Raw genomic sequence first — 21,465 nt, 5'->3', positions numbered from 1 at the left:
CTAGCTACGCCTTCAGCCCCGGCGCTGCTTGACGGCCTGAGACAAGGTCTCGAGCACCTGCACCGAATCGTCCCAACCGATGCAGGCGTCGGTGATGCTCTTGCCGTACTCGAGGCCCGACAGCTGGTCCTTGCCCGGCGTGAACTTCTGGGCGCCCGCCTGCAGGTGGCTTTCGATCATCACGCCGAACACGCGCTTCGAACCGCCAGCGATCTGGCCGGCGATGTCCTTGGCCACGTCGATCTGCTTCTGGTGCTGCTTGGAGCTGTTGGCGTGGCTGCAGTCGACCATGAGCGTGGGCGGCAGCTTGGCGGCCTCGAGGTCCTTGCAGGCCGCTTCGACGCTGGCGGCGTCGTAGTTCGGCGTCTTGCCGCCGCGCAGGATCACGTGGCAGTCGCGGTTGCCGTTGGTCTGCACGATCGCGACCTGGCCGTTCTTGTGCACCGACAGGAAGTGGTGGCCGCGAGCCGCCGCCTGGATCGCATCGGTGGCGATGCGGATGTTGCCGTCGGTGCCGTTCTTGAAGCCGATGGGCGCCGACAGGCCCGAGGCCAGTTCGCGGTGCACCTGGCTTTCGGTGGTGCGCGCGCCGATGGCGCCCCAGGCGATCAGGTCGCCGATGTACTGCGGCGAGATCACGTCGAGGAACTCGCTGCCCGCCGGCAGGCCCAGGCGGTTGATGTCGATCAGCAGCTGGCGTGCGATGCGCAGGCCTTCGTCGATGCGGTAGCTCTCGTCCAGGTACGGGTCGTTGATGAGCCCCTTCCAGCCGACCGTGGTGCGCGGCTTCTCGAAGTACACGCGCATCACGATCTCCAGCGTGCCAGCGTACTTGTCGCGCTCGGCCTTGAGGCGGCGGGCGTACTCGAGGGCCGCGGCCGGGTCGTGGATCGAACACGGGCCCATGATCACCAGCAGCCGGTCGTCCTTGCCGGCCATGATGTTGTGGATGCCGCGGCGGGTGCCGGTGATCAGCGTTTCGATCGGCGTGCCGCGGATCGGGAAGAAGCGGATCAGATGTTCGGGAGGGGGGAGCACGTTGATGTCCTTGATGCGTTCGTCGTCGGTCTTGCTGGTTTTTTCGACGCTCGCATACCAGCTGTCGCCGGTGGGAGGGGTGTTCGTGCTCATCATTTCTTCCTTGTTGGTGTGAATGAAAAATCGTCAGGGCATAAAAAAACCGCCGGGGGCTGGAAGCCACCGGCGGTTCTGGGAGGGTGTTCGTTTGCTTTACGCGCTCGCCTCTCGTCCGCCGGAAACCGGGAACCAAAAGTAGGCAAAAAAGTAAGCGCGGAGGGCGGACATGTGGGCGGAATGTAGCACGGAAAACGAAAACCCGGCCAGGCGGCCGGGTCGGTGTTGTTTTTACCTGTAGCCGGATTCGTTGGCGTTGTGAATGATCCAGATCAGGTTGCCGCTGCTGAAATCGCCCATGCCGCCGCCCGCGAAAATCAGGCGGCCCTGGCCCTTATAGGTCATCTCGAAGCGATGGCGGTCGCTGCCGAAGTAGAACGGAATCCAGGCCTTGCCCGTGATGTAGGCACCCTGGTCGGTGGGCTGGCCGGCGAGGTCGGTGACCTGCTTGGTGCTCATGCCGATCTGCAGGCGCGTGAATTTGCTGTTGCGCGCCGGGTTGCCGGTGATCTCGCCCTCGAAACCGTTCAGGCCCTTGACCGTGCGGCCGCTGCCGGCCTCGACCTTGGAGGAATCGACCACGTTGCCGCGTGCGTCCAAACCGGCCTTCGAGCCGCTGGGCGCCGCGGGCGCGGCAGCGGCCGGGGCGGGTGCCGGTGCGGCGGCGGGCTGGCTGCCCGAACCGCCGCGCGATGCGCAACCGGCGGTGGCCAGCGCGACCACGGCGGTCACGGCCCACAGCACGGCGGGCGAATTGATCCTGTTCCCCATTGAAATGCTCCTTGCTTCGTCGTTCGCAAAAAAGGAGCGCAGCTTAGCAACCGAATGAAACGGCCGGCAAGTGCCGAAAGTCCTAAGCCGTTCCACCTACCGTCAGGCCGTCGATGCGAAGGGTCGGTTGGCCGACGCCCACGGGCACGCTCTGGCCTTCCTTGCCGCAGGTGCCGACGCCCGAATCGAGCGCCATGTCATTGCCGATCATGGTCACGCGGGTGAGCGCGTCGGGGCCGTTGCCCACGATGGTCGCGCCCTTCACCGGGTACTGGATCTTGCCGTTCTCGACCCAGAAGGCCTCGCTGGCCGAGAACACGAACTTGCCGCTCGTGATGTCGACCTGCCCGCCGCCGAAGTTGGTGGCGTACAGGCCCTTCTTGATGCTGGCCACGATTTCCTGCGGGTCCTTGTCGCCGCCGAGCATGTAGGTGTTGGTCATGCGCGGCATCGGCACGTGGGCGTAGCTCTCGCGGCGGCCGTTGCCGGTGGGCTTGACCTTCATGAGGCGGGCATTCATCGAGTCCTGGATGTAGCCCTTGAGGATGCCGTCCTCGATCAGCACGTTGCGCTGGCTGGCGTGGCCTTCGTCGTCCACGTTGAGCGAGCCGCGGCGGTCGGCGATGGTGCCGTCGTCGAGCACCGTGACGCCCTTGGCCGCCACACGCTGGCCGATGCGGCCCGAGAACGCGCTCGAGCCCTTGCGGTTGAAGTCGCCCTCCAGACCGTGGCCGATGGCTTCGTGCAGCAGGATGCCGGGCCAGCCCGAGCCGAGCACCACCGTCATCTCACCGGCCGGGGCCGGGCGGGCATCGAGGTTGGTCAGCGCGGCCTTCACGGCGTGGTCGACGTACTCGGCGATCTGTTCGTCGGTGAAGTAGGCCAGGCCGAAGCGCCCGCCGCCGCCGCCCGAGCCGACCTCGCGTCGGCCGTTCTGCTCGGCGATCACGGTGACCGACAGGCGCACCAGCGGGCGCACGTCGGCCGCCAGCGTGCCGTCGGCGCGCGCCACCAGGATCACGTCGTACTCGCTGGCCAGGCCCGCCATGACCTGCGCCACGCGCGGATCGCGCGAACGGGCGAGCTTTTCGACCCTTTCGAGCAGCTTCACCTTGGCGGTGCTGTCGAGCGTGGAAATGGGATCGACGCCGTTGTAAAGCGAGCGGCTCGCGGCGATCTTGCGGGCAGGCGTCTTCACGCGTGCCGTGCGACCGGCGGAGGAAATGGAGCGCACCGTGCGCGCTGCGTCGAGCAACGAGGCTTCGGAGATGTCGTCCGAATAGGCAAAGGCGGTTTTCTCGCCGCTCACGGCACGCACGCCGACGCCCTGGTCGATGCTGAAGCTGCCGGTCTTGACGATGCCTTCCTCGAGGCTCCAGCCTTCGTTGCGGGTGTACTGGAAGTACAGGTCGGCATCGTCCACGCGGTGCGCGGTGATCTCGGCCAGGGCCTTGCTCAGGTGCGATTCGTCCAGGCCGAACGGCGTGAGCAGGAGCTGTTGCGCCGTGGCGAGGCGCTCGATGGTGGGTTCGCGGGAGATCATGGCTGCCATTCTAGGCAGCCGCCCCCGTCCGTGCCGCCCCGGGGGACTCTAGTTCTGGGCGAGCTTGCGGGCCCGCGCGATCGACATCAGGATGCCCAGCCCCAGCCCCAGCGTGACCATGGCGGTGCCGCCGTAGCTGATGAACGGCAGCGGCACGCCCACCACCGGCAGGATGCCGCTGACCATGCCCATGTTCACGAAGGCGTAGGTGAAAAAGATCATGGTCACCGCCCCGGCCAGCAGGCGCGAGAACAGCGTGGGCGCGTTCAGCGCGATGGTCAGCCCGCGGAAGATCAGCAGGATGAAGGCCGCGATCAGCGTCAGGTTGCCGATCAGGCCGAATTCCTCGGAGTACGCCGCGAAGATGAAGTCGGTGGTGCGCTCGGGAATGAATTCGAGGTGCGTCTGCGTGCCCTGCATGAAGCCCTTGCCGCCCACACCGCCCGAACCGATGGCGATCATCCCCTGGATGATGTGGAAGCCCTTGCCCAGCGGGTCCTTGCTGGGGTCGAGCAGCGTGCACACGCGCTGCTTCTGGTAGTCGTGCAGCACGCGCCAGTCGACGCCGTCGACGCACAGCTGCGACTCGAAACCCACGATGAGCGTGATCGCCACCGCGCCGAGCACCACCGGCGGCACGATCAGCTTCCACGGCAGCCCGGCAAAGAAGATCACCGCCAGCCCGGCCGCCAGCACCAGCAGCGAGGTGCCCAGGTCGGGCTGTTTCATGATGAGCCCGACCGGCACCGCCAGCAGCAGCGTCGCCACCACGAAGTCGAGCGGGCGCAGCTGGCCTTCGCGGCGCTGGAACCACCAGGCCAGCATCAGCGGCATCGCGATCTTGAGGATTTCACTGGGCTGGATCACCACGCCCACGTTGATCCAGCGCTGGGCGCCCTTCTTGGTGATGCCGAACAGCGCCACCGCGATCAGCAGCGCCACCCCCGCCGCATACAGCGGCACGGCGAAGGCCATGAGGCGTTGCGGCGGCACCTGCGCCACCACGAACATGATGCCGCCGGCCAGCAGCATGTTGCGGCCATGGTCGAGAAAGCGCGTGCCATGGTCGTAGCCGGAGGAATACATGGTGAGCAGCCCGGCAAAGGCGAGCAGCATCACGGCAAAGGCCAGGAAGCCGTCGAAGCCCTGGAAGATGGGCGCAATGCGACGCGCCAGGGAGGGCTGATTGAACACGGCAGACATGATGGGGGCGGATTATCCCCGCCCCGCCCGCCCCTTCAGTCGAAACCGAGCTGAACGACCGTGCGCCCCGGTCGGCTTTCGAGCGCCAGCCGGGCCCCGATGGCGGCGGCGCGCTTCGACAGCGCCTTCGGCACCTCGGCGGCGTCGAAGCCCACGCCGTTGTCGATCACCCGCAGGTGCACGGCGCCGGCGCGCGCGTCGGCCTCGATGCGCAGCGCGCTGGCGTGGGCATGCTGCAGCACGTTCGAGATGGCCTCGAACAGCAGGAACTGCAGCTGCCGCGTGGCGTGGGCGTCGAGCTGCGTGACCGTGGGCAGTTCGTCCACGCCCCATTCGAAGGCGATGTCGGCGGCGGCCAGCCGGGGCTCCAGCCGGTAGCGCAGCGCCGCCAGCAGCGCGCCGATGTCGCCGGGCGGCAGGTGGATGGAGTCGATCGACAGCTTGAGCTGGTCGAGCGAGTCGCGCAGGGTGCGCAGCAGTTCCTCCGGGCTGGTCTGGCCCGACTGCAGCTGCCGGATCGCCGAGCTGATGTGCGAGCCCACGCCGTCGTGCATGTCGCGCAGGATGCGCTCGCGCTCATGGGTGCGCGCCTGGTCGCGGGCCACCTCCTCCAGCTCGGCGTAGGTGGAGGCCAGTTCGCGTTCGCGCTGCGCCACCCGGTCGGCCAGCGTCTTGACCCAGCCGCGCGCCTGCACGCTGGCAAAGTGAAAGCGCCGCAGCACGATGAGCAGCAGCGCCACGCCGAACATCACCGAGGAATAGCGCACCCAGGTGGTTTCGCCGTAGGCGTCGCTCAGACGGATCACCAGCCAGTCGCGCGTGCCGAAGGCCACCGTGACCAGCGCGGCGCCGGCCACCAGCAGCCGCTCGACGCTGGGCCGGCGCACCGTGGCCACGGCAAAGGCGATCACGAAGCCGACGACGATGGTGATCTCGACCGCCAGCCAGGCCGTGAGCCAGCGCGGCTCCTCGCGGTGCAGCGCCAGCCAGGTGAACACCACGGTGCCGGCCACCACGGCCGCCATCGGCCAGCGCATCCAGCGCATGCGCGGGTTCTGCGCCCAGTCGGCGAGGTGGTAGCAGAACATCATGGCGGAGGCGGCCCAGCCCGCGTAGCAGCCGGCCATCAGCACGCCCCACAGCTGCCACGGCAACGGCGGCTCGGGAATCATGGCGTCGGCCACCCGCACGGCCCAGCAGAACTCGGCGAGCGCGGCCCAGAAATAGAGAGCGTCGCGCTGGCGACGGCCGGTCGCACCGGTGTCGACCTGCGTGAACCACAGCGCCAGCGCGATGCTGCCGACGATGAGGCTGAACGCCGTCAGCAACACCGATCCCGTGAAGCGCCAGGCGTAGGCGCGCTCGAACAGCGCGGTGCGCACCGGCGTCGCCGGCCCGATGGTGACGCGCGACAGGCCGGCGCGCCGTTCGCTGTCGGCCCGGATGCGGATCTGCAGCAGGTTCTCGCCCTCTTTCAGCAACCGCCCGGGCACCGGCACGTAGACGGGGGCCTTGGCGTAGTCGGCGCGGTTGCCCTGACCCAGGTCGCCGTAGGCCTGCAGCAGCGTGCCGTTGAGCTGCACCTCGAAGACGCTGCCGGCGCGGGGAATGAAGATGCCCCAGGGCACCTCGGGCAGGGTCTCGACCCGGAACGGCAGCTCGAAGCTCGCAAAGCCGGTGCGGCCGTGGTGCCGGCGGTCCCAGTGGTAGGACAGGTCGACCGCTTCGGTCTGCACGACACCGTCGATGGTGGTGGTCACCATGGCGTGACGCAGCTCGATCGGGCCTTGCGCCCCGGCCGCTGCGGCACTCCCCGCAGCGAACAGCACCGCCAGTCCCAGCAGGCACAGGAACGCCAGCCGCCGCAGCATCCGCCCTCAGCCCGGATGGGACAGCAGGCCGAGGCGCGTGGCCTCGAACACCGCTTCGCTCTTGGAATGCACCGCGAGCTTGCCGTAGAGGTTCTTGATGTGGGTCTGCACCGTGTGCACGCTCAGGCCCTTGAGGCGCGCGATCTCGGCGTACGAGAAGCCGCGCGCGATCAGCGTCAGCACCTCGTGCTCGCGCGCCGAGAGCAGGCCGCGGTCGGCCTCGTCGAGCGCCGTCTCCGCCGGCGCCGCGCCAGTGGTTCCCGGCACGGCCGCCTGCAGGCTGCGGTACTTGGCGAGCACGCGGCGCGCGATCATGGGCGAGATCGGCGAGGCGCCGGCCTTCATCTCGACGATGGTCTGTGCGATGTCTTCCGGTGCGGCGTCCTTGTGGATGTAGCCCACGGCGCCGGCCTCGATGCTGGCAAGCACGTTCTCCTCGTCGCCGAAGACCGACACCACCAGCGGCTCGCAGCCGGGAAAGCGGGCGACAGCATCGCGGATCACGTCGAGCCCGGTGCCGTCGGGCATGCCCAGGTCGACCAGCAGCACATCGGGGATGGTCGCGGTCGCGGCCAGCCAGGTGCGCGCTTCCTGCACCGTGCCCGCACTGCCGAGCCAGAACAGGCGCGGGCTGCGCTGCACGCTGGCCTCGAAGAAGGCGCGTGCGCGGCTGTCGTCCTCGACCACGAGCACGCCCCAGCGGCGTGGCATCCCGTCATCCTGAGCCTCGGTATTCATGGGATGGAGCATAAGCCTCGGCACCTGCGGCCATGCCGGCCCGGCCTCCCGCGTTCATGGGATGCCCCCTGCCAGATGCGTCACGAAACTTGTCTCATTCTTCTCCCCCTTCGCTGCACTGCAGGCGCCCCGCGGGGCGCACCGTGAGTACTTTCGAATTCCAGACACGTGCTTGTCGCCTGTTTCGCAGGGATTTGTGGGGTCACCGCGCCTTTGGCGCTGCGGACCTCATGCAAAATTGTCCGAATCCGGCCACGGGGCGCGATCTGCGCGCCGCCAGTCACCTCCTCCCATGGACCCGCAAACCACCCATCTGTTGTACCTGCACGGCTTCCGTTCGTCGCCCCGCTCCACCAAGGCGCGGCTGGTGGCGAAGCACGTGGCGCGCGAGCACCCGAACCTGGAGTGGTGGTGCCCGCAACTGCCGCCGTCGCCGCACGATGCCATCGACATGGTGATGAAGGGCATCGCGGACTGGCCGCGCAAGTCGATGGCGGTGATCGGTTCGTCGCTCGGCGGTTTCTACGCCACCTACGTCGCGGGCATGACCCGCTGCCGCGCCGTGCTGCTCAACCCCGCGGTGCACCCGGCGCGCGACCTCACGCGCTACATCGGCAGCCAGACCGCCTGGCACGACCCGGCCGAGCACTTCTATTTCCAGCCGGAGTTCATCCAGGAATTGCGCGCCATGGAAATCGGCGCGCTCACGCGGCCGGAGCGCCTGTTCGCGATCATCGCCAAGGGCGACGAGGCGCTCGACTGGCACGAGATGTCGGCGCGCTACCCCGACAGCCGCATCAAGCTGCTCGAGGGCGGCGACCATGCGCTGTCCGATTTCGAAAAAGCGCACCTCGACGACGTGATGGCCTTCATCAACCCTGTCTAGCGTTCGCCCCGGGCCCGGAAGCGCGCCCGATCCCGCGTGGGAGAATCGCCGGATGTTTGTATTGTTTGAAGAAGCCGGCAAATACCTCGGCGGCCGCATCCTGTCGGAAGCCGAAGCCTCGGCACAGGTCGAGCTCGAGACCGGCAAGCGCGTCAAGGTCAAGGGCGCCAACATCGTTCTGCGTTTCGAGAAACCGTCCCCGGCCGAGCTGATCGCCGAGGCGCGCACGCTCGCCGCCGCCATGGACCTCGACCTCGCCTGGGAATTCGCAGCCGACGGCGAGTTCGGCTTTGCCGACCTGGCGGCCGACTATTTCAGCGAGAAGCCCACGCTGGCGCAGCAGGCCGCCGCGCTGTTCGCGCTGTTCGAGGCGCCGCACTACTTCCGCCGCGCGGGCAAGGGACGCTTCAAGAAGGCGCCGGCCGAGATCGTGCAGCAGGCGCTGGCCGCCATCGAGAAGAAGAAGGCCATCCAGGCGCAGATCGTCGAATGGGCGGGGCAGCTGGCCGAGGGCGTGTGCCCGCCGGCGATCCGCGAACAGCTCTACAAGATCCTGTTCAAGCCCGACAAGAACGCCCCCGAATACAAGGCCGTGGTCGACGCCGCGCGCGCCACGCAGCGCCCGCCGCTCGACCTGCTGGAGCGCGCCGGCGCCATCGATTCGCCCTACCAGTTCCACTGGCGGCGCTTCCTGTTCGAGAACTTCCCCAAGGGCACCGGTTTTCCGGCGCTCGCGGCGCCGGCCGTCGCCGACGACCTGCCGCTGGCCGAAGGCGTGCGGGCCTTCTCGATCGACGACTCGCAGACCACCGAAATCGACGACGCGCTGTCCGTGCAGGGCATGGGCAGCGGCACCATCACGGTCGGCATCCACATCGCCGCGCCGGGCCTGGCGCTGACGCCGGGCAGCGCCATCGACGCCGTGGCGCGTGCGCGCATGTCCACCGTGTACATGCCGGGCTACAAGATCACCATGCTGCCCGACGAGGTGGTCGACACCTACACGCTGCTCGAAGGCGGCGACCGCCCGGCCGTGTCGCTCTATGCGCGCTTCGACGAAGCCACGCTCGAGCTGCAGGGCACCGAAACCAAGCTCGAACGCGTGCCGATCGTCGCCAACCTGCGCCACGACCAGCTCGACACCGTCGTCACGCAGCCCTGGCTCGAAGACGCCACCTTCCATTCGGACAACACCCCCGACGCCGCCGCGCAGCTGCGCGCGCCGCTGTCCTTCCTGTTCCGCCTGGCCAAGCACCTGAAGGCGCAGCGCGAAGTGGTGCGCGGCAAGCCCGAGAACTTCAGCCGGCCCGACTACAACTTCCGCCTCGTCGGCAACGACGGCGCGGAGCCCACGGGCAACGAGCAGGTGCAGATCAGCACGCGCCAGCGCGGCGCGCCGCTCGACCTGATCGTGTCCGAGGCCATGATCCTGGCCAACAGCAGCTGGGGCGGCTGGCTGGGCGAACTCGGCGTGCCGGGCCTGTACCGCAGCCAGGCCAGCCTGGCACCCGGCATCAAGGTGCGCATGGGCACGCGCGCGCTGCCGCACGCGGGCCTGGGCGTGAAGAGCTACGCCTGGAGCACCTCGCCGCTGCGCCGCTACACCGACCTCGTGAACCAGTGGCAGATCATCGCGGCCGCGCGCCACGGCAAGACCGCCGCGCTGGCCGCGCCCTTCAAGCCGAAGGACGCCGACCTGTTCTCCATCCTCTCGGGCTTCGATGCGGCCTACGCCACGTACAACGCCTACCAGGGCGGCATGGAGCGCTTCTGGACGCTGAAGTACCTGCAGCAGCAGGGCATCACCGAACTCGAAGCCACGGTCATCAAGGACATTCCCAACGGCGCGCTGGTGCGTGCCGACACGCTGCCACTGGTGTTCCCGGTGGCCGGCCAGCAGGAGCGCGGCGCGCGCGTGCGCGTGAAGCTCGGCGAGATCGACGAGATCGCACTCGACGTGAGCGGCACCGTGCTCGAACGCTTCGATGTGCCGCAGGCCGATGCCGCAGCCGCTGACGGCGGCGAGGACGACGAAGAAGAAGTCGCCGGCCCGATCGCCATCGCGGTCGACCTGAGCGACACCGAAGCCGCACCCGACCCGACGACGACCACGCCTGCATGACCCCCGGTCGAACGACCGGAGACACGCGACCCCTGGAGGAGTTTCGAGAATGAATCTCAAGGACCTCAGCACGCTGCAGATCGCTCTGGGCGTGTCGGTCATCGCGCATGCCGCGTTGCTCGCGGTGCGCTTCGTCGATCCCGAATCGTTCAACCGGGTCTTCAGCGAAACCCCGCTCGAGGTGATCCTGGTCAACAGCAAGACCAACGACAAGCCCGACCCCGCAGCCCGCGTGATGGCGCAGACCACGCTCGCGGGCGGCGGCGACCTCGACAAGGGCCGCGCCACCAGCCCGCTGCCGCCGTCGAGCTTCACCACCATGGGCGACTCGTTCGAAGAGTCGCGCCGCCAGGTCGAGGCCATGCAGGCCCAGCAGATGCAGATGCTGGCGCAGCTCAAGCGCGAGCTGGCCGCCATGCCCGTGCCCGATCCGCGCCAGGCGGGCGACCCGACCGAGGCCGCCGCGCGCGAGGAAAAGCGCCGCCAGATGGTCGCGCTGCTCGCCGAGATCGAGCGCCGCGTGAACGAGGAAAACGCGCGCCCCAAGAAGCGCTACCTGAGCCCCGCCACGCGCGAGGCCGCCTACGCGCTGTATGTCGACACGCTGCGCCGGCGCATCGAGGTCAAGGGCACCGAGAACTTCCCGACCGCCGCCGGCAAGAAGCTCTACGGCGAACTCAAGATGACCGTCACCATCAACCACGACGGGCGCGTGCTCGACACCGTGGTCGACGAAAGCTCGGGCAACACCACGCTCGACCGCCGGGCCCAGGCCATCGTGCGCAGCGTCGGCAACTTCGGCACCTTCACCGACGCCATGCGCAAGCAGACCGACCAGATCGTGCTGCAGTCGCGCTTCAAGTTCACGCGCGACGAGACCATCGAGCTGTCGTCCCAATAGCAACAGCACCCCTAGCAGAACACGGAGCATCGGCCATGGATCAGTACTGCGTCATGGGCAACCCCGTCGAGCACAGCCGCTCGCCCCGCATCCACGCGCGCTTTGCCGAACTCTGCGGCCAGCCCATGGCCTACGGCCGGCGCCTGGTGCCGATCGGCGCCTTCGCCGAAGGCATTGCCGCCTTCCGCAGCGAGGCCGCCGCGCAAGGCGACACCGCGCGCGGCTGCAACGTCACCGTGCCCTTCAAGTTCGACGCCGCCGCGCTCGCGCAACACACCAGCGAACGCGCCACGCTGGCGCAGGCGGTGAACACGCTGCGTTTCGAGGCCGACGGCAGCATCCATGCCGACAACACCGACGGCATCGGCCTGGTCAACGACATCGTGCGCAACGCCGGCGTGCCGCTGGCGGACCGGTCGCTGCTGCTGATCGGCGCCGGCGGCGCGGCGGCGGGCGTGCTCGGGCCGCTGCTCGACGCGGGCGCCGCGCGCATCGTGGTGGCCAACCGCACGCTCGACAAGGCCATCGCGCTGGTGCAGCGCCATGCCGCGCTCGCGCTGCGCCACGGTGCCACGCTCGAGGCCTGGGCGCTCGACGACGTGCCCGGAGCCTTCGACGTGGTGGTCAACGCCACCGCCTCCAGCCTCGCGGGCGAGGCGGTGCCCGTGCGCGCGCAGGTGCTGCGCCCCGGCGCGCTGGCCGTCGACATGATGTACGGCCCCGCCGCCGCAGGCTTCATGGCCTGGGCCGAGGCGCACGGCGCGGTCGCGCGCGACGGCCTCGGCATGCTGGTGGAACAGGCCGCCGAAGCCTTCGAATTCTGGCGCGGCGTGCGCCCGCCGTCGGCCCAGGTGCTGGCCGAGCTGCGCGCCTCGCTCGCCGCCGGCGCATGAAGGGCCTGCTGCGCCTGATCGCCTGCCTCGTGGTGGCGGGCCTGGCGCTCGAACTGTTCTTCGTGGTGCGCATCGCGGCCATGGCGGTGATCGATCCGCAGAGCACGGCCTTCCAGCGCTCCGAGGCCTGGCGCGTCGCCCTCTCGCAGGGCCGCGACGGCGGATGGCGCCAGGACTGGGTGCCGTACACGCAGATCAACGACACCCTCAAGCGCGCCGTGATCGCGAGCGAAGACGCCGGCTTCGTCGACCACAACGGCGTGGAGTGGGAAGCCATCGAGCGCGCGCGCCAGCGCAACGCCCGCGCCGAACAGCTGGCCGCCAAGCGCATGGCGCGCGCGGCGGCACGCGGCAAGCCGGTGCAGCCGGCCCCGCTGCGCGGCGGCTCCACCATCACGCAGCAGCTCGCGAAGAACCTGCTGCTGTCGGGCGAGCGCACCATGCTGCGCAAGGGCCAGGAGCTGGTGCTCGCCACGCTGCTCGAGGTGCTGCTCGACAAGCGGCGCATCCTCGAGATCTACCTGAACAACGTCGAATGGGGCGAAGGCGTGTTCGGCGCCGAGGCTGCGGCGCAGTACTACTTCAGGAAACCGGCCGCACGCTTGACTTCATACGAAGCAGCGCGCCTGGCCGTGATGCTGCCGAGCCCGAAGTTCTTCGAGCGCCGGCCCAACTCCTCGTACATCAACGGACGGGCATCGACGATCGTGGCGCGGATGCCGGCGGTCGACCTGCCCTGAACTTGCGCACCGCGCCTTCCACCGCCAGCACGGCGACGAAGCCGATCGCGTAGGCCAGCACGTCCCACCAGTCGGCGGTGGCGCCGAGCACGATGCGCAGCGCGCGGTTCGGAATGTGCAGGTGCCACGTCGACGCAAGGAACTGCCCGAGTTCCACCAGCAGGCCCACGCCGAAGGCCGCCAGCGCGAGCGGCAGCACGCGCGCGGCGACGAAGGTCTTGAACACCACGTACACCCACGCCACGGCCAGCACGTCGCCGAAGAAGCTTCGCACCCAGCCCCAGCGCGCGCCGACGGTGGCCAGCAGCACGAGCAGTACAAAAAGGGCCACAGCCCACGCCAGGGAAAGAAGATCGAATCGCCATCGCATGGCCCGTATCATCGCCTCCATATGCTGGCAAAGCTCACAGGTTGGTTGCTGCTGGGAATCGTCCGATTGCTCACCGGTGCGCAGGCGCGCTGGTACGGCTGTCCACCGAAGGCCGAGCAGCGCATCTACTTCGCGAATCACCAGAGCCACGCGGACCTCGTGATGATCTGGGCCGCACTGCCCGAAGAGCTGCGCAGCATCACGCGGCCCATCGCGGCGCGCGACTACTGGGCCAACACGCCGGTCAAGCGCTGGATCACGACGGAGGTGTTCAACGCGGTGTATGTGGAGCGGGCGGCCACGGGGGGTGCGCCGGTTGCGCCACCGCCGCCGGTAGCACCGCCGCCCGCGGCGCCCATCGCCCCGGACGAGCGGATCGAGCCTTCGATGGAGCCGCTGCTGCCGATCGAAACGGTGGTTCACGCACCGGCCGCCGAGGGCCCACAGGAGATTCAGGGACAGCTCGACCTTCCCGCGCCCCCGCCGCCCCCGCCACCGGTCGCACCGCCGCCGGTCATCGAACCCGAAGCACCGGCCGCCGCGCCCGAGCCCCCCGCCGCCGACCCACTCGCCCCGCTCATCGATGCGCTGCGCAGCGGCGACTCGATCATCATCTTCCCCGAAGGCACGCGCGGCCACACCGGCGAACCGCAGAAATTCAAGTCGGGCCTGTACGCGCTGGCCACGATGTTCCCCGACGTGGTGCTCGTGCCGGCCTGGATCGACAACGTGCAGCGCGTGATGCCCAAGGGCGAGATCGTGCCCGTGCCCATCCTGTGCTCCGTCACCTTCGGCGCGCCGATCCGCGTCGAAGCAGGCGAAGAGCGCCGGCCTTTCCTCGACCGTGCGCGTGCCGCCGTGATCGCATTGCGCGACGTCTGAAGGTATGAACCAGTTCCTGCGCAGCCTCAGCCCGACCCAGCAGGTCGCAGCCCTTTTCCTGATCGTCTTCGGCCTGCTCGTCATCGTGAGCACCGCCGTCTTCTTCCTGAGCTTCAAGGAGCGGCGCAACCCGGTGCACGACGAGTCGTGGCAGGCCGAGCTGGCGCATTTCCGCGCGCTGCTGGGCACCACCTGGTTCATGGTGATCGTGTTCTGGATCGGCTGGGCGCTGGGCGAAACGGTGGCCACGGTGCTGTTCGCGCTGATCGCGTTCTTCGCGCTGCGCGAGTTCATCACGCTCTCGCCGACGCGGCGCGGCGACCACCGCAGCCTGATCCTCGCGTTCTTCGTGGTGCTGCCGATCCAGTTCTGGCTGGTGGCCACCGCGCGCTTCGACCTGTTCACGGTGTTCATCCCGGTCTACGTGTTCCTCGCCATTCCGGTGGCGAGCGCGCTGGCCAACGACCCCAGCCATTTCCTCGAGCGCAACGCCAAGCTGCAGTGGGGCATCATGGTCTGCGTCTACGGCATGAGCCACGTGCCCGCGCTGCTGCTGCTGACCTTCCCGGGCTACGAAGGCAAGAGCGCGTTCCTCGTGTTCTTCCTGGTGTTCGTGGTGCAGACCTCGGTGCTGGTGCAGCACCTGATCTCGCGCCGCATGCAGCGCACGCCGTTCGCACCGAACGTGAGCCGCAGCTTCAACTGGACCAGCTGGGGCATCGGCATCGTGGTGGCCAGCCTGGTGGGTGCGCTGTTCTCCTTCATCACGCCGTTCAAGTTCGGGCAGGCGCTCGCGGTGTCGATCATTGCCTGCGTCGCGGGCTCGATGGGCCACCTCGTGATGAAGGCGCTCAAGCGCGACCGCGGCATTCCGAACTGGGGCCAGAAGGGCGTGGGCGTGACGGGCGCCAACGGCCTGCTCGACCGCGTCGATGCGCTGTGCTTCGCGGCGCCGATCTTCTTCCACTCGATCCGCTGGTACTTCAACGTCTGAAGCACGCGGCGGTGCAAGGTCAGACCTTGCGCCGCACCACCCGGTCGAAGGCCTGCTTCGCGCGCCGCCCCAAGGCCTTCGTCTTCAGCGCCTGAAGCTCGCGCTTGAGCCGCGTGCGCTGCTCGGCCGAGAGTGCGGTGCCGAAACGCCCGAGTGCCAGTTCCAGCGCCTCGCGCTGCGCCGCCACCCGGCCCTGCCGCCCTTCGGCCTCGGCCAGCCATTCACAGGCGTTGGCCACACGCTCGCGCAAGGCCGCATCGCCCGACTCGCCGAAGCGCGCGATGAGCAGGCGGTAGGCCTTGGCCTGGCCCGGCAGGTCGTCCATCTTGTCGAAGGCCTTGGCCTTGTTGATCAGCGACTTGGCGGCCCACAGCTGCAGGGCGCTGTCCCGCGCCATCGCCGTGCGCGCGATCACCTCGTCGTAACTGGCCACAGCCTCGGCGAAACGGCCCGCGCGGCGCAGCACGGCACCCTTGCGGAACAGCGCGCCGGCCACGCGCGCACGCAGATCGGGCAGCTCGGAATTGCCCCAGCGCGCAACGATCTCGTCGTGCACGCGCATCTCGTCCGCGGGCCGCGCGAGGCGGTCGAGCGCGGTGCTCTTGTATTGCAGGCACAGCGCCACCTGCGACTGCATTTCGGTGGAGGCGTCGGCGCCGTAGCGCGCGTCCATCGCGTCGGCGGCCTCGACGACCTCAGTGAAGTGCTCCAGTGCCAGCAGGCAGAAGGTCTTGTGCGACAAGGCGCGCGCGCACTGGCGGCGCATCAGCGGGTGCGGCGAGGCGGCGTGCGCCGCGAGCACCTCGTCGAACAGCGCGATGGCCTCGCGCGATGCGCCCGCGTCACCGAGCTTGCGGCCTTCGCGGACGGTGTCGCATGCCGCATCGAAGAGCTCGGCCGGCAGCTCGCCAGCCTCGAGACCGCCGGTCTTGCGCAGCCGCTTCAGGCAGGCCTCGCGCCCGGCCGTCGCCTTCACGCGCAGCTCGCGCAGTTCCGGCGTGGCGGCGTCGCGCGAGGCCGCCACGAGCGGCTCGTACACCGCAAGCGCCGCCTCGGGCCGGCCCAGCAGGTCGAGCAGCACAAAGCCCTTGTGCAGCAAGGTGGTGGCCACGGTGCGCTGCACCACGGCGTCGGCGTCGTGCGCGAAAGCACCGAGCAGGCGCTCGCAGGCGGCCAGCGCGGCCTCGCCGTCGCCCTGGTCGCGCAGCCCCACGGCCCACTCGTGGGCGCGCACGGCCGCGAGGCGGCGCACCTGCGCGGAGGCGTCGTGGCCGTAGCGGTCGAGCAGCCAGCCGACCAGCTCGGCGCGGCGCGCGACCTCGTCGAGCCCGAGGCCGTCGAAGAACAAGGCCAGCGCGCGCACGCCCTCCAGCCGCAGCTCGGGCGCGGCATCGGCCAGGCCGGTTTCGATCGGGTCGGCCACCTGCAGGCACAGCACCTGCGCCTGCGTGTGCTGCGCCAGCTCGCGCAGGTTGAGCACCGCGGCCAGCCGGGCCCGCGCCACGCGCAGGACCACGCTGGCATCAACGCCGCCCTCGAAACGTTCGATGGCCGCTTCGAGCGTGGCCAATGCGTCCTGCGGCAGGCCGCGGTGGTGTTCGATCTCGGCCTTGAGCAGGCGCGCGTCGAGCCGCCATGCATCGAGCGCGGCGTCGGCCTGCGCGTCGAGCTGCTCGCTCATGAAGTCGCAGGCCTCGCAGCGCGCCGCCGCATCGTCGATGAGCCAGGTGCGCTGGTAGAGCGCGTGGGCGATGTGCGCGCGGATCTCGGGCTCGCTGCGCTGGCCGTGCGCAGCGACGAGGCGGTCGAGCGTGGCCAGTGCGTCGGCCGGGCGGTGCAGCTGGCGCAGCACATGCGCGAGCAGCCGCAGCGCCTGGCAGCAGGGCACGACCACGGCGGCGTCGGGCAGCGCGCCGAACTCGGCGATCAGCCGGCTGCAGGCGGCGATCGCCTCGCGACGGCGGCCGAGGTCACTCAACAACTCCGCCTGGCGAAAGCTCGCGGCGGCACGTTCGGCGGGAGATTGCTGCAGGTGCGCGGGCAAGACCGGGGCGTCGTTCGATGGCTTCGGTTGCTGCTGCGCGGAGGACTCGACTACATTCACCTTCGCTTCCTTGTGTGGCGCGCCCCGCGCGGAGCGGGGCGGAATGCAAGAACGGCGGATTCTGCCCGCGATCCCCCACGCATCGCGCGCGAATTCGCACCTTCTTCAACCTTCCTCACCCAGGCTTAGGCCTTTACGCTTCCTTTTCATGCGGATCCTCGGCATCGACCCCGGTTTGCAGACCACCGGCTTCGGCGTGGTCGATGCGGACGGCCATGCGCTGCGCTACGTGGCCAGCGGCACCATCAGCACCCGGCACCTGGGCAGCGGCAACCTGCCGGCGCGCCTGAAGGTGCTGTTCGACGGCATCGGCGAGATCACGGCGCGCTACCAGCCCGAGGCGTCGGCGGTCGAAATCATCTTCGTCAACGTCAACCCGCAGTCGACGCTGCTGCTGGGCCAGGCGCGCGGCGCCTGCGTGACGGCGCTGGTGAGCCACAACCTCTCGGTGGCCGAGTACACGGCGCTGCAGATGAAGAAGGCCGTGGCCGGCCATGGCCAGGCCGCGAAGGCGCAGGTGCAGGAGATGGTGAAGCGCCTGCTCGACCTGCCCGGCCTGCCGGGCGCCGACGCGGCGGACGCGCTGGGCATCGCCATCACGCACGCGCAGGTCGGCCGATCGATGGCACGGCTCGCGGAAGCGGCCGAGCTGTCGAAGACCCACGCCGGCACCTACCGGCAAGGGCGTTCGCGCTGAGGACGCTTCAGCGCACGATGTAGCGCAGGTCGCCCAGGCGCCGGCGACGTTCGCGCACCTCGGCGGCCACCGACATCGCATCGCCAGCCAGTGCCCGCGCGATCCAGCCGGCCAGCTGCGGCATGTCCTCGGGCGTGAAGCCCAGCCGCACGATCTCGGGCACGCCCAGGCGCAGGCCGTTGATGTCGCCGTCGACCGGCGCGATCGGCAGGCCGATGCCGCAGGCCAGCAGGCCGCCCTGGGCCAACTGCTTCGCGGCGCGTTGCCCGCCGCCCCAGCGCGCGGCCTCGAGCGCGAACTGGTGCGACTGCGTGAAGCCGCGCGCCTTGGCGAACACCGGCAGGCCTTGCGCATCGAGCGAACGCGCCAGCGCCTGCGCGGTGTCGCGCATCGCCGCCGCATAAGCCACGCCGTGCACCTTCCAGTCGAGCAGACCGCGCGCCAGCGCCGCGGTGCGGCCCGCGTCCGAGTTGGCCGTGAGGCCGGGGTAGGCGATGGCGTCGATGCGCGCCATCAGCGCCGCGTCGTTCGACACGATCAGCCCGCCGGCCGGGCCGCCGAGGCTCTTGTAGGTGCTCATCGTGATCGCGTGCGCGCCGTCTTCGAGCGGCTGCGGCCAGGCCTTGCCGGCCACCATGCCCGACAGGTGCGCGGCATCGAACAGCACCTTGGCGCCCACCCTGTCGGCCACCTCGCGGATCGCGGGCACCGGGTGCGGGAACAGGTTCAGGCTGCCGCCGATGGTGATGAGCTTGGGCTTCACCTCGCGCGCCAGCTTGGCCAGCGCCACCACGTCGACCGAGTAGCCGTCGGCATCGACCGGCGCCGGCACGGTCTTCAGGCCGTAGAGCCCGGCCGCGCCCGCCGCGTGGTGCGTCACATGGCCGCCGATGGCGGGCGGCGGCGCGATGATCGTGTCGCCGGGCTGGCAGGTCGCCATGAACACGTAGAGGTTCGACAGCGCGCCCGAGCTCACGCGCACCTCGGCGAAGCGCGCGCCGAACACCTCGGCCGCCAGCTCGGCGGCGACCACCTCGATGCGCTCGATGCCTTCCAGCCCCATCTCGTACTTGTCGCCCGGGTAGCCCAGCGACGGGCGCGAACCCAGCCCGCGCGACAGCAGCGCCTCGGCGGCGGGGTTCATCACGTTGGTGGCCGGGTTGAGGTTCAGCCCGTCGACGTCGTGGATGCGGTGGCTGTCGGTCACGAGGCGTTCGATCTCGGCGGCCACGCCCGCCGCGTCGCGCGCGGCGGCGTCGGCGGCAATGGCGAGCACGTGGTCCTCGCTGGCGGCGGGAACCCAGGAACGGCGGTGAAGGGCTGCGGGCATGTGGTGTCTCGCTGGGAGTGGTGGAAGGGAATGACCGCATGGTCGCGCCCTGCGCCTGCGCCGGCAACACGGATAAACTGGGCCCGAGCCCTAGAAAAACTTGGCCTCCACGTCATTCCGACCATGTCCCTCGCCCCACCCCGCCCTCGCCTGCCGCCGCACACGGCCGTGCGCGCCTTCGAGGCCGCGGCGCGCCACGGCAGCTTCGCGCGCGCGGCCGAGGAACTGTTCGTGACGCCCGCCGCCGTCGCGCAGCAGATCAAGGCACTTGAGACCTGGGCCGGTGGTGCGCTGTTCGAGCGGCACAGCCAGGGCATCCGGCTCAGTGCGCATGGCCGGCGCGCGCTGCCTGCGCTCAGTGCGGCGGTCGACCAGCTCGGCCTCGCGGTGCAGGCGCTGCGCCAGGAAACGCAGACCGCCGCGCGCCGCAGCACGCTGCAGGTGGCGGCCCTGCCGGCCATGGCACAGCTGTGGCTGTCGCCGCGGCTCTCGCGGCTGAAGGCCGCGCTGCCCGGCGTGCAGGTGTCGGTGACGGCGCTGGAGCAGCCGCCGAACTTCCGGCGCGAGCCTTTCGACCTCGGGCTGTTCTATGCGCGCGGTGCCGAAGCTGCCGTCGGCGCTACGGGCATCGCGCTCGCACGCGACCGCCTCGTGCCCGTGTGCAGCCCGCGCGTGCGCGCATCGCTGGAGAGCACACGCCCGCGCCCGCTCGACGACCTCCTCGACGTGCTCGCGCGCTGCGGCGGCCTGCACGACACGGTGTGGCGCGACGACTGGTCGCGCTGGCTGCATGCCGTGCGCCCCGGCACCACGGCGGCCGAGGCCGATGCGCTGGCCGCCGGGCCGGATTTCTCGCTCTACAGCCTCGCGCTGCAGGCCGCGCTCGATGGCGAAGGCGTGCTGATGGGGCGCGAGCGGCTGGTGGCGCCGTTGCTCGAGAAAGGCCGGCTGCACGCGCCCTGGGGGCGGCCGAAGGCGCTGGGGGACACGTTGATGCTGCTGGTGCCCGCGCACCGCAAGGGGCCGCTGCTCACGCAGCAGGTTCAGGCGCTGCAGGCCCTGGTCGATTGAACGGCTCGCGCTATGCGACCCGTTCAGCAATCAGCACGGCGAAGAAGCCGAATGCCGCCAGCACCGTCCACTTGAACACGATCCAACCGAAGCGGCGGTACTTGACCTGCCCCGTGCCCGCATAGAACGCGAAGGACACGCCCGCCACCAGCAGAAGCAGCAGGATGGCCCAGCGAAAGAGAAGCATCGGAAAGAAAAGGCCTGCGCCGGGCTTACCAGGCCCGCGCCACTTCGCTGAAGCCGCTCGGCGCGCGCTTCTCGTCGTCGAAGGTCACGACCTCGTAGGCATCGCTGTGCGACAGCAGCTCGCGCAGCAGCTTGTTGTTGAGCGCATGGCCCGAGCGGAACGCGGTGTACGCGGCCAGCAGCGGCTTGCCGATGATGTACAGGTCGCCCATGGCGTCGAGGATCTTGTGCTTCACGAACTCGTCGTCGTAGCGCAGGCCGCCGGCATTGAGCACCTTGGTGTCGTCCATGACCACGGCGTTATCGAGGCCACCGCCGAGCGCGAGGCCCCTGGTGCGCATGTATTCGACGTCCTTCGTGAAGCCGAAGGTGCGTGCGCGTGCGATGTCGCGGCTGTACGAGTCGGTGCCCAGGTCGAACTCCACGCGCTGGCCGGTGGAGTTGACGACGCGGTGGTCGAAGTCGATCTCGAAGCTCAGCTTGAAGCCGTGGTACGGCTCCAGGCTCGCCCACTTCTCGTTGGCGCCCTCGCCTTCGCGCACCTCGACCTTGCGCAGCACGCGGATGAAGCGGCGCGGCGCCTTCTGCAGCTCGATGCCCGCGCTTTGCAGCAGGAACACGAAGGACGAGGCCGACCCGTCGAGGATCGGCACTTCGTCGGCCGTGATGTCGATGTAGAGGTTGTCGATGCCCAGACCCGCGCAGGCGGACATGATGTGTTCGACGGTCTGCACCTTGGCGCCGCCCGTGGAGACGGTGGACGCCAGGCGCGTGTCGGTGACCGATTCGGCGGTCATGCGGATCTCGACCGGCTCGGGCAGGTCGACGCGGCGGAACACGATGCCCGTGTCGGCCGGGGCCGGTCGCAGGGTCAGCTCCACGCGCTGGCCGCTGTGAAGCCCCACGCCCACGGCGCGGCTGATCGACTTGAGGGTTCGTTGTTGCAGCACGCCCGAGATTTTAGGCGGGCGGCGACCGTGACGCCCTATTCCCTTCGCTATGGCCGCGATAGACATGGACCGGTCAGAC

General features: G+C 69.5%; 20 protein-coding genes. 9 read left to right on the top strand and 11 right to left on the bottom strand.

Annotation, left to right across the window (positions count from 1 at the left end):
• Positions 1-12 precede the first annotated feature (12 nt).
• The 6 genes from AC3WQM_RS13250 to AC3WQM_RS13225 form a co-directional block, all read right to left on the bottom strand.
• Positions 13-1,131 (bottom strand): 3-deoxy-7-phosphoheptulonate synthase, encoded by a 1,119-nt coding sequence (locus AC3WQM_RS13250; RefSeq protein ID WP_307635877.1) that lies wholly within the window; start codon positions 1,129-1,131, stop codon positions 13-15.
• A gap of 234 nt (positions 1,132-1,365) precedes the next feature.
• A complete protein-coding gene (locus AC3WQM_RS13245; protein WP_139703017.1) occupies positions 1,366-1,905 on the bottom strand; it encodes a hypothetical protein in 540 nt (179 codons plus the stop codon).
• An 82-nt stretch (positions 1,906-1,987) separates the two neighbouring features.
• Positions 1,988-3,448, bottom strand: a complete 1,461-nt coding sequence (gene tldD, locus AC3WQM_RS13240; RefSeq protein WP_492679263.1) for a metalloprotease TldD — start codon at positions 3,446-3,448, stop codon at positions 1,988-1,990.
• A gap of 48 nt (positions 3,449-3,496) precedes the next feature.
• Positions 3,497-4,651: a rod shape-determining protein RodA gene (rodA, locus tag AC3WQM_RS13235; protein WP_489059309.1), complete on the bottom strand. Its 1,155-nt coding sequence runs from the start codon at positions 4,649-4,651 to the stop codon at positions 3,497-3,499.
• Positions 4,652-4,686: 35 nt separating this feature from the next.
• The gene (locus tag AC3WQM_RS13230) at positions 4,687-6,522 is read right to left on the bottom strand and encodes a sensor histidine kinase (RefSeq protein WP_492679261.1); all 1,836 of its coding nucleotides are present in this window, start codon (positions 6,520-6,522) and stop codon (positions 4,687-4,689) included.
• A 6-nt stretch (positions 6,523-6,528) separates the two neighbouring features.
• Positions 6,529-7,272, bottom strand: coding sequence for a response regulator (locus AC3WQM_RS13225; RefSeq protein WP_492679259.1), 744 nt, complete (start codon positions 7,270-7,272; stop codon positions 6,529-6,531).
• Positions 7,273-7,552: 280 nt separating this feature from the next.
• Here AC3WQM_RS13225 and AC3WQM_RS13220 point away from each other — a divergent pair, with 280 nt between their 5' ends.
• From AC3WQM_RS13220 to mtgA, 5 genes are read left to right on the top strand one after another with little or no spacing between them, the layout of a single operon-like run.
• The gene (locus tag AC3WQM_RS13220; RefSeq protein WP_492679257.1) at positions 7,553-8,146 is read left to right on the top strand and encodes a YqiA/YcfP family alpha/beta fold hydrolase; all 594 of its coding nucleotides are present in this window, start codon (positions 7,553-7,555) and stop codon (positions 8,144-8,146) included.
• Positions 8,147-8,198: 52 nt separating this feature from the next.
• Entirely contained in the window at positions 8,199-10,268 is a 2,070-nt protein-coding gene (locus AC3WQM_RS13215; RefSeq protein WP_492679255.1) for a ribonuclease catalytic domain-containing protein, read from the top strand.
• Between the two features lie 49 nt (positions 10,269-10,317).
• Positions 10,318-11,169, top strand: a complete 852-nt coding sequence (locus AC3WQM_RS13210) for an energy transducer TonB (protein ID WP_492679253.1) — start codon at positions 10,318-10,320, stop codon at positions 11,167-11,169.
• 35 nt (positions 11,170-11,204) lie between these two features.
• Complete coding sequence (gene aroE / locus AC3WQM_RS13205; RefSeq protein ID WP_492679251.1) at positions 11,205-12,062, top strand: shikimate dehydrogenase; 858 nt, start codon at positions 11,205-11,207, stop codon at positions 12,060-12,062.
• Complete coding sequence (mtgA, locus tag AC3WQM_RS13200) at positions 12,059-12,802, top strand: monofunctional biosynthetic peptidoglycan transglycosylase (protein ID WP_307583033.1); 744 nt, start codon at positions 12,059-12,061, stop codon at positions 12,800-12,802. The genes aroE and mtgA overlap by 4 nt, the downstream gene beginning before the upstream one ends.
• Here the strand turns inward: mtgA and AC3WQM_RS13195 are convergent.
• On the bottom strand, positions 12,747-13,184 hold the full coding sequence (locus AC3WQM_RS13195; RefSeq protein ID WP_062474284.1) for a ribosomal maturation YjgA family protein: 438 nt from the start codon (positions 13,182-13,184) through the stop codon (positions 12,747-12,749). The genes mtgA and AC3WQM_RS13195 overlap by 56 nt on opposite strands.
• Before the next feature lie 9 nt (positions 13,185-13,193).
• Here AC3WQM_RS13195 and AC3WQM_RS13190 point away from each other — a divergent pair, with 9 nt between their 5' ends.
• Positions 13,194-14,054, top strand: coding sequence for a lysophospholipid acyltransferase family protein (locus tag AC3WQM_RS13190; RefSeq protein ID WP_492679249.1), 861 nt, complete (start codon positions 13,194-13,196; stop codon positions 14,052-14,054).
• 4 nt (positions 14,055-14,058) lie between these two features.
• Entirely contained in the window at positions 14,059-15,048 is a 990-nt protein-coding gene (locus tag AC3WQM_RS13185) for a phosphatidate cytidylyltransferase (protein WP_492679247.1), read from the top strand.
• A 19-nt stretch (positions 15,049-15,067) separates the two neighbouring features.
• Here the strand turns inward: AC3WQM_RS13185 and AC3WQM_RS13180 are convergent, their stop codons facing one another.
• Entirely contained in the window at positions 15,068-17,152 is a 2,085-nt protein-coding gene (locus AC3WQM_RS13180; protein ID WP_492679245.1) for a tetratricopeptide repeat protein, read from the bottom strand.
• A 148-nt stretch (positions 17,153-17,300) separates the two neighbouring features.
• Here AC3WQM_RS13180 and ruvC point away from each other — a divergent pair, with 148 nt between their 5' ends.
• Positions 17,301-17,849, top strand: a complete 549-nt coding sequence (gene ruvC / locus AC3WQM_RS13175; protein ID WP_062474210.1) for a crossover junction endodeoxyribonuclease RuvC — start codon at positions 17,301-17,303, stop codon at positions 17,847-17,849.
• A gap of 7 nt (positions 17,850-17,856) precedes the next feature.
• Here ruvC and AC3WQM_RS13170 read toward each other — a convergent pair whose 3' ends face one another.
• On the bottom strand, positions 17,857-19,179 hold the full coding sequence (locus AC3WQM_RS13170; RefSeq protein WP_492679243.1) for an alpha-methylserine aldolase: 1,323 nt from the start codon (positions 19,177-19,179) through the stop codon (positions 17,857-17,859).
• Between the two features lie 123 nt (positions 19,180-19,302).
• On the opposite strand from AC3WQM_RS13170, the gene AC3WQM_RS13165 reads away from it, so the two are divergent.
• Entirely contained in the window at positions 19,303-20,250 is a 948-nt protein-coding gene (locus tag AC3WQM_RS13165) for a LysR family transcriptional regulator (protein WP_492679241.1), read from the top strand.
• A 10-nt stretch (positions 20,251-20,260) separates the two neighbouring features.
• On the opposite strand, the gene AC3WQM_RS13160 is transcribed toward AC3WQM_RS13165, so the two are convergent.
• Together AC3WQM_RS13160 and lpxC are read right to left on the bottom strand one after the other, a co-directional pair.
• Positions 20,261-20,437 (bottom strand): hypothetical protein, encoded by a 177-nt coding sequence (locus tag AC3WQM_RS13160; protein ID WP_167481173.1) that lies wholly within the window; start codon positions 20,435-20,437, stop codon positions 20,261-20,263.
• Between the two features lie 25 nt (positions 20,438-20,462).
• Positions 20,463-21,386, bottom strand: coding sequence for a UDP-3-O-acyl-N-acetylglucosamine deacetylase (gene lpxC / locus AC3WQM_RS13155; RefSeq protein WP_492679239.1), 924 nt, complete (start codon positions 21,384-21,386; stop codon positions 20,463-20,465).
• Positions 21,387-21,465 lie beyond the last annotated feature (79 nt).

This window comes from Variovorax sp. FW301-JW7, assembly GCF_058788795.1.
This window is presented reverse-complemented; position numbering and strand designations above follow the sequence as displayed.